The organism is Pseudomonas sp. KH_046_1 (genome assembly GCF_057839025.1).
Genome location: NZ_CM174481.1, coordinates 3,699,024 through 3,712,371, shown reverse-complemented (window position 1 = coordinate 3,712,371; position 13,348 = coordinate 3,699,024). Strand labels below are relative to the sequence as shown.

At 62.4% G+C, this 13,348-nt stretch carries 7 protein-coding genes; 2 read left to right on the top strand and 5 right to left on the bottom strand.

What is annotated here, in order from left to right:
* Positions 1-48: 48 nt before the first annotated feature.
* The 5 genes from AC3IT9_RS17095 to AC3IT9_RS17075 all read right to left on the bottom strand — a co-directional run bounded on the left by AC3IT9_RS17095 (position 49) and on the right by AC3IT9_RS17075 (position 7,016).
* Positions 49-1,608: a DUF3300 domain-containing protein gene (locus AC3IT9_RS17095; protein ID WP_489270456.1), complete on the bottom strand. Its 1,560-nt coding sequence runs from the start codon at positions 1,606-1,608 to the stop codon at positions 49-51.
* Between the two features lie 156 nt (positions 1,609-1,764).
* The gene (locus AC3IT9_RS17090) at positions 1,765-3,042 is read right to left on the bottom strand and encodes a tyrosine/phenylalanine carboxypeptidase domain-containing protein (RefSeq protein ID WP_489270455.1); all 1,278 of its coding nucleotides are present in this window, start codon (positions 3,040-3,042) and stop codon (positions 1,765-1,767) included.
* A gap of 87 nt (positions 3,043-3,129) precedes the next feature.
* On the bottom strand, positions 3,130-5,256 hold the full coding sequence (locus AC3IT9_RS17085) for a TonB-dependent receptor family protein (RefSeq protein ID WP_489270454.1): 2,127 nt from the start codon (positions 5,254-5,256) through the stop codon (positions 3,130-3,132).
* 108 nt (positions 5,257-5,364) lie between these two features.
* A complete protein-coding gene (locus AC3IT9_RS17080) occupies positions 5,365-6,105 on the bottom strand; it encodes a Mut7-C RNAse domain-containing protein (RefSeq protein ID WP_150758750.1) in 741 nt (246 codons plus the stop codon).
* Positions 6,106-6,350: 245 nt separating this feature from the next.
* The gene (locus AC3IT9_RS17075) at positions 6,351-7,016 is read right to left on the bottom strand and encodes a LuxR C-terminal-related transcriptional regulator (protein WP_353740967.1); all 666 of its coding nucleotides are present in this window, start codon (positions 7,014-7,016) and stop codon (positions 6,351-6,353) included.
* 204 nt (positions 7,017-7,220) lie between these two features.
* Here AC3IT9_RS17075 and AC3IT9_RS17070 point away from each other — a divergent pair, with 204 nt between their 5' ends.
* Positions 7,221-7,508 (top strand): PilZ domain-containing protein, encoded by a 288-nt coding sequence (locus AC3IT9_RS17070; protein ID WP_150725532.1) that lies wholly within the window; start codon positions 7,221-7,223, stop codon positions 7,506-7,508.
* Between the two features lie 89 nt (positions 7,509-7,597).
* The gene (locus AC3IT9_RS17065; protein WP_489270452.1) at positions 7,598-13,168 is read left to right on the top strand and encodes a beta strand repeat-containing protein; all 5,571 of its coding nucleotides are present in this window, start codon (positions 7,598-7,600) and stop codon (positions 13,166-13,168) included.
* The last annotated feature ends 180 nt before the right edge of the window (positions 13,169-13,348 follow it).

Here is a 13,348-nt window from a genome sequence, read left to right as displayed (position 1 = left end):
GGACATGAGGGAGCAAGCCCGTGAGTCCCTTCAATCGAGGATGGTTTTTCAACGACGGCCCCCCCTTTGACGCGCTGGTGGATTGGACGGCCGACTGACCTGGTGACCGGCTGAACGCGAGGCGCTGGGGCGTTGGGCGGATGCCTGGCTGGCCCGCCCACGATTGGCCTGGACGTTGGCCTGGGACGGTGAACGTGCGCCGGCGAACGCATTGTTGCGGGCACTGCCGGCACTGGCGGTGGGCCGTTTATTCGTCGCTTGCCGCGTCTGCGCGGAGCCTTCTCTGCGCTGATCCAACTGGGAACTCTGGTTCCTGGCCTGCTGGGTCTCTCTCCTGGGCTGCTGATTTTCCCGGGTGTTTCTGGCGGTACCCTGGCCTCTGTCAGCCGCCTTCGGCCTGTCTGCACCGGCCTGTAACCGATTGTCGCCCGAAGTTCCGGACTGGAGTTTGCGCGTTTGATCACGGGCTTCGCGGTTGCTGGTGGCAGGTCGTTCGATACCGTGCCTGTCCATTGAGGTGCGGGCATTTTCACGGGCCTGGGTGCGTTGGGCATTGTCCCCGCGATAGGCTTCACGCTGACTGGCGCCGTTCAGTTGGCGGCCGTACTGTGCGCGGCTCGCATTGTCTCGATAGGGCACGCCATTGCGGTGCACCGGGTTGTGCTGCCATTTGTTGTTGGTGATCCGGTTGTTGGCATTGATGTTGTTGTAGCGATTGACGTCGATGTCGACGTCGTTATTGCCCCAGTCACATTCACCCCACAACGATCCAATGATCGCCACACCGGCACCAAACGCGAGTCCGGCCATGAGGGCCTGACCAGGGTAATAGGCCGGTGGCGGTGGATAGTACGCGGGCGGCGACGCCGGGTAGGGCCAGGTGCCGTAGGTGGTCGTCGGGTTATACGTGGGGACGTACACCACTTGCGGATCGGCAGGCTGAATGATGATGGTGGAGTTGCTGGCCGGGGCCGCTTCAGGGGCTGGAGCCGGTGCCGCAGTCGTGGTCGCCGGTGCTGGCGCCGCGACATTCTGGATCGTCACGTTCTGGTATTGGTTGCTCTGCAGATTGCCGGCTGCCTGTGCCTGGCGACGCAAGCGTTGCGCGCTTTCCATGAGATCGTCGGGCTGCGCCAGGAAGGCATCACCCAGGCGTTGGACCCAGACGGGATCCTGTCCCAGCAATGCCAGAACCTGCGGGAAGGCGACCAGTGCCTGCACGCTCGGATCCCAGGGCTGGTTCGCCACCTGTTTGACCGCATCGTCACCCTTGGCGTCCGGGTGAGCTTTGGACCAGCTGACTGCCTCGCCAACTTCCCCGGGGTAAGTGGTGGCCATCAGTACCTGTGCAAACAGTGGGTCCGGGTAAAGCGCAATGGGCGCCAGCATCTGATCCAGCTGTTCCTGGGTAAATACCGGATCCTTGGTCACCGGGGCGGCGAGCGCTGTAGTGGCCGCGCTTGCCGGTGCCGGTGCCGGTGCGGGGGCGGCGGCGGGCGCCGGAACCGGGGCTGGTGCGGCGGCGGTCCCATCCGAACCCAGTGCCAGGCACGAAGATCCGCTCAAAAACAGTACGGCCGACAACGCGTAAAGTAATGGATTGTGCATTGCACCCCCCATGGGGTCAGGCAGGCTTGAAATGAGTGGATCTATCCCTGGCAGGTGAAGCCGACTTTGCAAGCCACAGAGCCCGGCCTCGACACCGCTTTCTAATGGTAGCAGTTGATTCGAAGGATCAAGGCGGCCTGAAAAATTGCGCCTCGATCACTGGGCGCTGGCATCGCTTTCGTGCTCTTCGGCGAATGCCATGAACACCTTCAGGTCCAGCACATCCAGCTTGATCTGGGCGATGAACGCCGAGAAGGCGAGGTTGGCGGCCAGCAGACGCAGGTCGCTGGCCCAGGCCGGAAGATAGACCGGCCCCTTGAGCCAGCCGGATTCGAAAAGAGGGGCCAGGCGCACGGTGTCAGCCAGGCTGAGACGCCCTGCAAACAGATGCCCGACCAGTTCCGGCCGGTTATCGCGAATTGCGATACGCAGCAGGGTGTGGACGCCGAGCAACCCGGTCAGGTAAGCGGCATCCTTGGTGAACGCCGAACCACCCCGCAGGTCGGCGCCGCGGAACACCCGTTGGGTTGAGCGGAAGGATTCCTGTTCTGTCTGCCCGGCCGCCAGAAAACCTTCGAACACCTGGATGAAGTCGGCACCCTCCAGCGCCTGCTGGACGGCGAGCACGCGCAGGGCCAGGCGACGCAGGCGGTTGATGTCCATGCTGCCGGTGAACAGTTCGGCCAGGGTGGCAATGCCTTCCTGGGTCTGGGTCGTACGGGGCGCCCCCAGGCCCAGGCTTGTGAGGTTGGGCTGGCGCGCGCCGTTCTGTGCCGTGGCGACATGCACGAAGGCCTCGTGTTGCAACAGCTGATGCTTGTCCAGCTCCGAGAACAGCGCGCTGGCCCGCAGGCGAATGCGGCTCGATCCGGCGATGGCCTTGGCGGCCAAGTTCGGATCGAGTACGACCGTGATCTGTCCGGCACCGAAGAAGCGGTCCAGTTCCGGTTGAATCCAGGCGGCGAACGCCTTGGCCGGGATATCGGCCGGGCAGGGTGGAATCCGCGCACCGCCCAGCAGGGCGTCGGTGGTCTTGAGGAAGAAACGGGCCGCGTCGAGCATGCTCAGTTGCAAGCGCGTGTAATAGAAATCCGGGCGCCGGTACAGCGCTGACGAATATTGGGTAAAGGCGGGAGTACCAATGGCCCCCAGCATGTGTCCGGCGGTGGCATAGCTACGGGCGGTCATGGCGAGGAAATTCCCGGCCGGATGCCCCACATCGCACTGGGTGATAAAGGTTTCCAGGGCGGCGATGTCGGCGCTGTGGTCGCGGGGCTGCAACTCGCCCTTGGGTAACTCGGCCCGCCCGCCGCGCCATTTCGCCAGGAAGTCTTCCTCGACGCCATCCGGCCAGGACAGGGCATCCAGCACGCGGATCTTGCGGGTCAGACCGGGCAGGGCGGCATCGAGTTCGGACAGGGCGGCGGCGCTCATGGATATCTCCTTGAGGGACGAAGTGACGTTACAAAAGCTTAGTCGTCGCGCGCGGTTGTGTGCGTTTACGAAGTGAGGCAAGCAGCCTCAGAGCAGGCTCCACGACACCCCGACGTACATCGCCATGCCCTCGCCTGGGGTGGATCGTGCCGCGTCCAGCCCTTTGTCGTCGTAGCCTGGCGTGACCGTGGCGGCATAGTGCTTGTCGGTCAGGTTGCGCATGTCCAGCCAGGTCTGCCAGTCGCCCTTGGGTGCGTTGTAGCCCAGTGTGGCGCCGAATATGGCGTAGGGATCGGCGTAGTAGCTGTTGGCGTAATCGACCGCGACCTTGGACACCCATTGCGTGTTGACCGCGGCGAAAAAGCCTTGTGGCCAGTCGTAGCGCAGTTCGCCCTGGTAATAGTGCATCGGCAGGCCCGGCAGGCGGTTGTCGCCGAAGCGCTCATCGTCGCGGTAGTGGAAGTCACTGAAGGTATAGCTCTGGCGCAGGCTCAATTGGCCGCCATCGTCCGGCGACCAGAGGGGACTCAGCAGGCTGGCTTCCACGCCCTGGTGCACGGTGGGGCTGGCGTTGAGCTCGTAGGGCGTGGTGGCATTGGCGTCCGGCAGCACCGAAAGCAGTTCGTGGCGCACTTGGGCGTAGTACCAGGCCAGGCTCCACTGCCCCAGCGTGCTGTCACCGCGGCCGCCGATTTCCAGGGTAGTGGCGGTCTGGTTTTGCAGCGTGATTGGTTGGCGCTGGGCGCCCGTGGCGACGCCGCTGCCTGCGGGGGATCGGATGTTCGAGCTATAGATCAGCGACCATGGGTGCGGAGCCTCGACCGAGCGGCTGAGATTGCCGAACAGCTGCAGGTCCGGTGTCAGTTGGTAGCGCAGGCCCACGCGCGGGGCGTAGTCCCAGTCGTGCAGACTGGTCTTGCCACCTTCCTGCGGGTAGGTGACATCGCTTTCGCGGCGGGTGTAGATCGCGGCGAGGCCGGTGGTCAGCCACAGGTCGTCGGCGATCTCCAGGTCATTGCCGGCATGCAGGACCGTATCCGAGCCCTGATAGGTGAAGTTGCGAATCAGTGTGCCCGGGGCGTAACCGGCGGTGTTGCCGGTGGGGATGCGCACGAACTCGCTGGCACCGGCGTTGGGCAGGTGTTTGGTCACTCGCAGGCCCAGGGTGCTTTGGCTTTGCAGCCCCCAGAGCGTGTCGCGACGCTTGTAGTCGAACGTGCCGCTGACGTCGGTGTATGCCACCTTCAGGCGGTTGGGACCCTCGCTCAAGTCCATGGGATAGTCGTGGTAGACAAGGCCGGTCTGGATGCTCGAATCGTCATCGATGTAGTAGGTGGTCTTGTTGCCGATAAAGGTGCTGCCCGGCTCGTCGCGGCGGTCGTCCCGCGCCACGTAGGCAGGGTTGGCCGCCCGTGGGTCATGCTCGATGGAGTGCTTGGTCACCCGTCCCGCGAGGTCGTTGTCGGTCTGGCGGTGGCGCAGGTAGAAGCGTGTTTCCAGGTTGGCGTTGAAGCGATAACCGAAGTTGGCAATGACTCCCTGGCTCTCGCTGGCCGTGTGGTCCTCGTAGCCGTCGGCGTTGGCGTCGGTCATGGCCACGTAGTAATCGAAGGCGCCGAGCACTTGCCCGGAGCTGATCTGGCGCTGCTGATAGCCGTGACTGCCCGTTGCGTAACGTACCTGCAACTTCGGCGCGTCGTAGCCGGTATGGCTGACGTAATCGATGGCCCCGCCCAGGGCCAGAGCGCCCCGGTCGAACCCGTTGGCGCCGCGTAGCACCTCCACATGGTCGAGCCACAGTGGTTCCAGCAATTCATAGGGCGTGCCGCCGGGGCCGGTCAGCGGCAGGCCGTCGAGCAGGGTGTACAGCCCCGAGGCATGGGCGCCCGGTGCACGGTTGATGCCCGATCCGCGGATCGAGATCTTCACCCCTTCGTTACCCGACGACTGGGCATAGATCCCCGGCTGGTAAGCCAGCACATCCTGATTGCTGGCCACGCGGCCCTGCAACGGACGGCGCATGTCGACCACGTTGGTGCCGCCGGGTACCTGAGCCAGCCGGGTCCTGGCGTCCTCGATCCCCTGGTCTTCGTCGCTCTGGTCCTCGGCGCCAATCAGCACTTGTCCCAGCTCCAGGCCCTGAGCCTCGGTCATGGCCGGACAAACAAGGGCCAGGCCCAGCAGCGCAGCGGGCAAGTATTCAGGCGAGGGCATTGGGGAAACTCCAGACGTACGGGAACGGGCAATGAACAGTGCGACGCAAGAAGGAACGAAGGGAGCACATGGCAATTTTGTTATTTTGTGTCCGCCAAGGGCTGGCGGCTATCGGTTCAGCAGCGGTGCCAGCAATGCGCACATGCCACGCCAGTGCGAACCCTCCCAGTAAACCCGTTGGCAGGCGTCGCAGCGCAGGAAGTGTGAATAGAGGGCGCCAATGCGTGGCGGCACCTGCGTCCGGGCCAGTTCCAGGCTGATCTCGTGCAGTGGCAGGTTGCAATGAAGGCACAGGCTGAATGGCCGTGCGCTACGCGCCAGATCGAGGCGCTCGTACAATTCGCGCAGCTGCAGCGACGGTTTCAGGGCATGCACATAACAGCCGTGGCTGATGATTCGTCGCTTGAGCAGTTCGCGGTCGCGGGTCAGCACGATGCGTCCTTGCTGCGCTGCGATCTCGGCGATCTCGCCATCCTCGAAGGCATTGTCGTAGAGGGTGTCGAAGCCGCTCATGCGCAGCAGGCTGGCCAGCCCGCCAAGGTGCGCATCAGCGACGAAACGCAGCACCCGTAAAGGTTGCGCACGAACCTTCAGCAGCGGGCTGATGTCCAGCGCTTCGAACTTGGGATACACCGCCAGCCGGTCACTGTCGAGGATCACCCGCTCCAGGCCCACCGACTCACCGTTGAGCAGCACCAGTTCGACCTCGGTGTGCGGCACCCCGAGCGCCTCGATCATGTGCTTGACCGTCGCCCCTTGCGCGCACTGGCAGGTGAAGGGTTGCCGCCGCCGTTCGGCCGGCAGGAAATCGTTGAGCTCCTCGTAGAAGCGGAAAGTTGCACTGGTCATGCTGAACAGTATGGCAGGGCTGCGGGATGTGTGAGTCTGGTCCGGACAACACCCATCTTGCTTGGGAGTGATCGACTTACCTGCTTATCACGATTTAGCCACTACAAAGCCTGTAACAGGGCGCCCGAAATCTCATTGGACACGGGCTCATCGGACGCCTACGAATTCCTCTCTGGTTTCAGCAGGCTGTCAGAGGAGTCAACACCTGTTTATTGACAAGGTGGAACCACGTATGGCCACAGTCCTCAGTCGCCTGTGGAAAGCCCATACTTGTGTGCGTAGGCGTACAGATCTACGCGGTTCGTCAGGCCCAGCTTGCTGTAGATCGATGTCAAATGGTTGCGCAGCGTGTGCTCGCTGATGTGCAGTTTCTCGGCCACCAACTTGCCAGGGGCTGAGGGGTCGCTGGCCAGCGATGCAATGGTTTGCTGCTCGCGGCGCGTCAGCTTGGCGATTTTTTGCTGCTCCGGGTCTATATCGCGCTCGACTTTCTTGCGCGCCAGTTCAAGGAAGATACGGCTGGTCGCATTGCGGTCAATCCAGAGTTCGCCGTCATGCACTTTTTCTATGGCCTTGAGCAATGTCGAGGCGGATGCCGACTCCCGCTTATCCACCACGCCACGTGCGCCCGCCAGCACCGCACGGTCATGCAGCGCCACGTCGCTCGACCCTGTCACTACCAGAATCTTGGCTTTGGTCTGGCTGTGCAATTCGGCCAGTGACTCGATACAGTCCTCGCTGTCCAGGTCCAGCACCACCACATCTGGAGCGTATGGGTGCAGTGAAAGCAGGTACTCCGCCACCGACGCCGCCGAGCCCGCCAGCATCAACCTCGGTTGAGCGCTTTCCACCAGACGCTCAAGGCCCCAGGCCACGAGCGGTAGAGCGACTAACTGGACTTGAATTGGCATGCGGGTCGCTGCCTCTTTAGGCGGGTTGTGTTAGCTGATCATGATAGCAATCGTTGCAGCCCGTAGCTTTTTTCTATAGCGCTTCAGGCACCCCCTCCCATGACATTTGTCCCGTAAAACACTGTTTTCATGGGTGATTGACTCCCAGAAAAAAAGGGATAGCGCGCTCATGTAAAAAACAGCGGTCGTTTTTAGACTGCAGCCATGAAAGACGCACACCGAATTGAGCCCCGTGAACAAGTCACCCTGTCGCTGCAACTGACCGGCGGGGGCAGCGGTGTCACCCGTGACATCAGCGCCTCCGGTTTGTATTTCGAAACCGAAAGCGAGCAGCAGGTGGGTAGCTTGATTGACTTCGAGATCGAACTCGACACCCCCGGCGGCCCCATGAAGTTCAAGGCGCAAGGACAAATCGTGCGCATTGAGCCGCAGGGCGGCAGGGTCGGGGTGGGCGTGAAGCTGCTGGCCAGCCGGCTGGTACCGGTGGAGTGAAGTGTTCGTGGGTTGAGGAGGAATCGGCTTGTGGCTGTTAGCGGCCCACAGCGGTTTTTTGCTCAGAGTGAAATTCTTGGGAGAAAGACATGGCTAGCACCACAACTACCAGCGGCGGAACCGTTACCTCGTTTTCCAACACGCCGCAGGCGAAGGAAGATGTCTTTACCTCCACTGAAAATCTGTTGGGGGTCGTGTATTGGGACGTCATGTCCAATGACCTCGGCGGCAGCGCGAAGACACTCTGGTCACTCGATAACGCGGACAGTCTTTCTACTGCCACCAAGGTTTATGCTCCGACCGACCTCCTGGCCCAGGATACGGCGAGGGCTGAGGCGACGAGTACTGACACCAGCGAGAATGGTGCAAAGATCTGGATCACCTCGGACGGTAAGGTCGGCTACGACGCCGCTACTTTTTCAGAGGCTTTCAAGGCACAACTCCAGGCGCTTGCGACTGGCGAGCTCCTGACGGACAGTTTTACCTATGCGATACGTCTCGGCAACGGAACGCTCAGTTGGGCCACCGCGACAGTGCAGTTTTCGGGCGTGAATGATGGTGTGACGATTTGCATCGGCGCGCAGGCCGGCATAGTGACCGAAGACGCCGACACCACTGCGAGCACGACCGACTCGCTGACGGCCAGCGGCACGATTACCTTCAATGACATCGACCTGAGCGACACGCACACGGCGACGTTCGCGCCGGCAGCGGGCAACGCTACTCATCTTGGTACGTTCGAACTCTCGGCGGTAAGCGAAGCAGCGAACGCGGCCAACGGTTCGGTGCAATGGACGTACAACCTGAGCAATGCGGCGGCGCAGTACCTGGCCCAGGGACAGACAGTCACCGAAACTTACCTGGTCACCATCAACGATGGTCATGGCTCGTCGGTCGCGCAGAATGTGACCGTCACCATCACTGGCACCAATGACGCGCCGACGGTGACGGCGGCAGAGGTCGAAAGCGGTGCGGTGACCGAAGACGGCACCACGGTGGCCAGCGGCAGCTTCGCCTTCGGCGACGTGGACCTGGCCGATGACGCACATGTGGCCAGCGTGAGTGCGCCATCCGGTGCGCTGGGTACGCTGGTGGCCAATGTCAGCGACGAGAGCACCGGCGGTGCTGCGGGCAGCGTGGGCTGGACCTATACGCTGAACAACAGTGCGGCGCAGTACCTGGCCGAGGGCCAGACCAAGACCGAAGTGTTCACGGTGACGCTGACCGACGACTTCGGGGCGACGGTGACCAAGGACGTGACGATCACCCTGACCGGGACCAACGACCGGCCGACGCTGACCATCGACGATGCTGCCGGGGCGATGAACGAAGGCAACGGCGCGGCCACGCTGAGCGACAGCGGGGCGCTGAGCTTTGCCGATCTGGACAGCAGCGACGTCGTGACGGTCAGCCAAAGCGCCAACAACGACCTCGTCTGGAGTGGCGGCACCCTCAGTGCGGCGCAGGCCGCGGCGCTGGTCGCCGGCTTCTCGGTCGATCAGGCAGGCTGGACCTACAGCAGCAGCGAGAACCTGGACTTCCTGAGCGCCGGTGAAACCATCAGCTTCTCCTACACCGTGGTGGCCACCGACGACAGCGGCGCGGGCAACGCAGTTTCGGCACCGCAGACAGTGACGATCACCTTGACCGGCACCAACGACGCGCCCGTGCTCAGTTTCGCGACCGGTAATGATGCCGGCGCGGTGCAGGAAGACACCACCCTCAGCGTGGATGGCCAGTTCAGCTCGGCCGACATCGATCACGACGCCACGGCGACCTGGACCATCAATGGCGCGGCAACCGGCACCTACGGCTCGATCGCCGTGGACAACACCGGCAAGTGGACTTACACGCTGGCCAATGGCACCGATGGTGTCGCCAGTGCGGTGCAGTCGCTGAAGGCCGGCGAGAGTCATGATGAGGTGTTTACGGTGCAGGTCAGCGACGGCCTCGGCGGTGTCGACACCCAGCTGGTGACTATCACCGTCAGCGGCAGCAACGATGCGCCCGTGCTCAGCTTCGCGACCGGCAACGAGGCCGGCGCGGTGCAGGAAGACACCGCGCTCAGCGTCGATGGCCAGTTCAGCTCGGCCGACATCGATCACGACGCCACGGCGACATGGACTATCAATGGCTCGCCAACAGGCACCTATGGCTCGATCGCCGTCGACAGCACCGGCCAATGGACTTACACCTTGGCCAATGGCACCGATGGTGTCGCCAGTGCGGTGCAGTCGCTGAAGGCGGGCGAGAGTCATGATGAGGTGTTTACGGTGCAAGTCAGCGACGGCCTGGGGGGCGTGGACACCCAGCTGGTGACCGTCACCGTCAGCGGCACCAACGACGCCGCCGTGCTGTCCGCCGACATCGCCAACCTCACCGAGACCAATGCCGCCGTCGACATTTCCACCGCCGGCACCCTGACCATCAGCGACGTCGACAGCGCCGCAACCTTCGTCGCCCAAACCAACACCGCCGGCAGCTACGGCCAGTTCTCCATCGGCACCGGCGGTGCCTGGACCTACGTCGCCAATTCCGCCCACAACGAGTTCGCCGCCGGTACCACCTACACCGACACCTTCGCGGTGAGCAGTGCCGACGGCACCCTCACTTCGGTCACCGTGCATATCCTCGGCACCAACGATGCCGCCGTGCTGTCCGCCGACATCGCCAACCTCACCGAGACCAATGCCGCCGTCGACATTTCCACCACCGGCACCCTGACCATCAGCGACGTCGACAGCGCCGCAACCTTCGTCGCCCAAACCAACACCGCCGGCAGCTACGGCCAGTTCTCCATCGGCACCGGCGGTGTCTGGACCTACGTCGCCAACTCCGCCCACAACGAGTTCGCCGCCGGTACCACCTACACCGACACCTTCGCGGTGAGCAGTGCGGACGGCACCCTCACTTCGGTCACCGTGCATATCCTCGGCACCAACGATGCCGCCGTGCTGTCCGCCGACATCGCCAACCTCACCGAGACCAATGCCGCCGTCGACATTTCCACCGCCGGCACCCTGACCATCAGCGACGTCGACAGCGCCGCAACCTTCGTCGCCCAAACCAACACCGCCGGCAGCTACGGCCAGTTCTCCATCGGCACCGGCGGTGCCTGGACCTACGTCGCCAACTCCGCCCACAACGAGTTCGCCGCCGGCACCACCTACACCGACACCTTCGCGGTGAGCAGTGCCGACGGCACCCTCACTTCGGTCACCGTGCATATCGCCGGCAGCAACGACTCACCGACGATCACTTCCAACGGTGGTGGTACGACGGCTTCGGTCAATGTGGCGGAGAACACCACGGCGGTTACGACGGTGGTGGCGACCGATGCTGATCTGCCGGCGCAGACGCTGAGCTACTCGCTCCTGAATACGGCCGGGACGGACTTCAGCAAGTTCTCGATCAGTTCGAGCGGGGTGCTGACGTTCAATTCGGCGCCCGATTACGAGAATGCCCAGGATGTCGGTGGTACCGATGGCGACAACGCCTACGTTGTGGATGTTCAGGTGGCCGACGCCAGTGGCGGAATCGATACGCAGACGATTACGGTAAACGTGCAGAACGTTGTTGAAACTCCGATTGATACAACGCCGCCAGCGTCACCGACTGGGCTGACTTACAACAACTCCGGTACAAACCATAAGCTTTCAGGGAGCGCCGAAGCTAATTCATTCATTAAGGTTTACCTGGACAATGGCAATGGCGTGTTTGGCGCCGGCGACACAGAAATTGGGACCGGAACGACCAATACCGGCGGTCAATTCGCCAATATTGATTTGACTGGCAAGTTTACGGGTACCAAGACGCTATTTGTCACGGCTATGGACGCGGCAGGCAACGTTAGTGCTGCAACAAGCATTAGCCTGACTTACCCTGCGGGAGTGTCCGGAGAAGCAATAAACCTTGCGATTGCTGATCCATCGGCAGGCCTGAGCGATAGCTTTGTTGTCACAATTGCCGACGTTCCGTCAAATTGGACTCTAAACGCCGGAATCAACAACGGCGACGGCACCTGGACAGTGCAGACCAGCGATCCCGGAGCATTGACCGTGACAACACCAGAAGGCTTCGCGGGCGCTGCGGTACTCCACATCAACATGACCTGGACTAACGCCGACGGCAGTGTGGGCAGTTCCTATGTATTCAATAACGTCGAGGCCTTTGCCCCCGGCACGCCGATCTTCGCCTTGTCCGCTGACGACAACCTGACCGGTTCGTCCGGTGCCGACACCTTCGTCTTCGCCCAGCCGATCGGCAACAATCAGATCTACAGTTTCGATGCCACGGCAGACAAGATCGACATGATCGGCTTCACGGGTGTCACCGGTGTTGCTGACTTGAGCATCACTAACGACGCCAATGGCAATGCACTGGTCAGCATAAGCTCCGGCCAGACGATCACCCTGAAAGGTGTCGATGCAGCGAACCTGAGCGAAGCGAACTTCCAGTTCGATGTGGACCCGATCACCAACAACGCCGGTACCCTCACCATTGCCGACGGCGCGATCATGCCGTTCGGTGGCAGCATCCATAACAGCGGCACCATCGAGCTCGGCTCCACCGGCAGCGCGACCAACCTTGAGATTCTGTTCCGTGGCGCGACCTTGACCGGTGGCGGCCAGGTGCTGCTATCCGACAACGCGCAAAACGTGATTTTCGGCGGCAGCGCCGACACGGTGCTCACCAATGCCGACAACACCATCTCGGGTGCCGGCCAGTTGGGGGCGGGGCAGATGATGCTGGTCAACTCGGGCCTGATCCTTGCCAGCGGTGCGAATGCGCTGGTGATCGATACCGGTAGCAGCGCCGTCACCAACACGGGTGTGCTGCAAGCCAGCGGTAGCGGCGGATTGGTGATTGAAAGTGCGCTCCTCAACAGCGGTAGCCTGTGGGCGAACGATGGCAATATCACTGTCCACGGAGATGCCAGTGGCGCGGGAAGCGCGACAATCAGCGGTTCGGCGATGCTGGAATTCGGTGCAGCCTCCGATCAGCATGTGACGTTCGACAGCGGCGCGGCAGGCACGCTCAAGCTCGATATGTCGGCGGCGTTCAGTGGCAGCGTCAGCGGTTTTGCCGCGGGTGACAAGCTGGAATTTGGCGATGTTGCGTTCGGTGCCGATACGCAGATCACCTATGCAGCGAATGACACCGGCACCGGCGGCATGTTGAGCGTAAGCGACGGTGCGCATGTGACGCAGGTCGCGCTGAATGGCCAATACGCGGCGGCGGGTTTGCAGGCGAACGCCGAGGGCAGCGGCAGTGAGCTGGCCTACGATGCCGCGGCGGCAAACCACAGGATGCTGGGCGGCCTGGCCAACGACATTCTGCTCGGCGGTGCGGGTGACGATCTGTTCTTCGGCGGGCTGGGCGACGACACGCTCAACGGCGGCCTCGGCAACGATACCTTCATGTTTGCTGCGGCAGGCTTCGGCAACGACTCGATCCAGGGCTTCGATATCGATCCGGTCGGAGGGCAGGACTTGCTCAATATCGGGGGGCTGGGGATCAGCAACGAAACGTTCGCTGCCAACGTGAGCATTGCGGCTGACGGGGCGGACACGGTGATCGGGATCGGAGTGGACTCTATTCGCCTTGTCGGTGTTAACAGTGCAGGTATCGATCAGGCGGACTTTATCCTGACGGCATGATGCTTTTGCTGCTGGCCGCACGTAGCTATGCGGTTGCAGGGGCATGCCGTCCATGCTGAACCGGCCATGAACATTGGTGGCGAATCGCTGGTGTCTACACAGAGGCGGCCTGACACTTGCTGACCTTACCAAAGCGCTTCGCAGAGACCTGGAAAAGTCTTTCCTTGGGTTGGCAGGTCG

Excerpts from the sequence above, each read along its gene's own strand:
- AC3IT9_RS17085 (WP_489270454.1), bottom strand. The coding sequence starts at position 5,256 with ATGCCCTCGCCTGAATACTTGCCCGCTGCGCTGCTGGGCCTGGCCCTT.
- AC3IT9_RS17070 (WP_150725532.1), top strand. The coding sequence starts at position 7,221 with ATGAAAGACGCACACCGAATTGAGCCCCGTGAACAAGTCACCCTGTCG.
- AC3IT9_RS17080 (WP_150758750.1), bottom strand. The coding sequence starts at position 6,105 with ATGACCAGTGCAACTTTCCGCTTCTACGAGGAGCTCAACGATTTCCTG.
- AC3IT9_RS17065 (WP_489270452.1), top strand. The coding sequence starts at position 7,598 with ATGGCTAGCACCACAACTACCAGCGGCGGAACCGTTACCTCGTTTTCC.
- AC3IT9_RS17095 (WP_489270456.1), bottom strand. The coding sequence starts at position 1,608 with ATGCACAATCCATTACTTTACGCGTTGTCGGCCGTACTGTTTTTGAGC.
- AC3IT9_RS17075 (WP_353740967.1), bottom strand. The coding sequence starts at position 7,016 with ATGCCAATTCAAGTCCAGTTAGTCGCTCTACCGCTCGTGGCCTGGGGC.
- AC3IT9_RS17090 (WP_489270455.1), bottom strand. The coding sequence starts at position 3,042 with ATGAGCGCCGCCGCCCTGTCCGAACTCGATGCCGCCCTGCCCGGTCTG.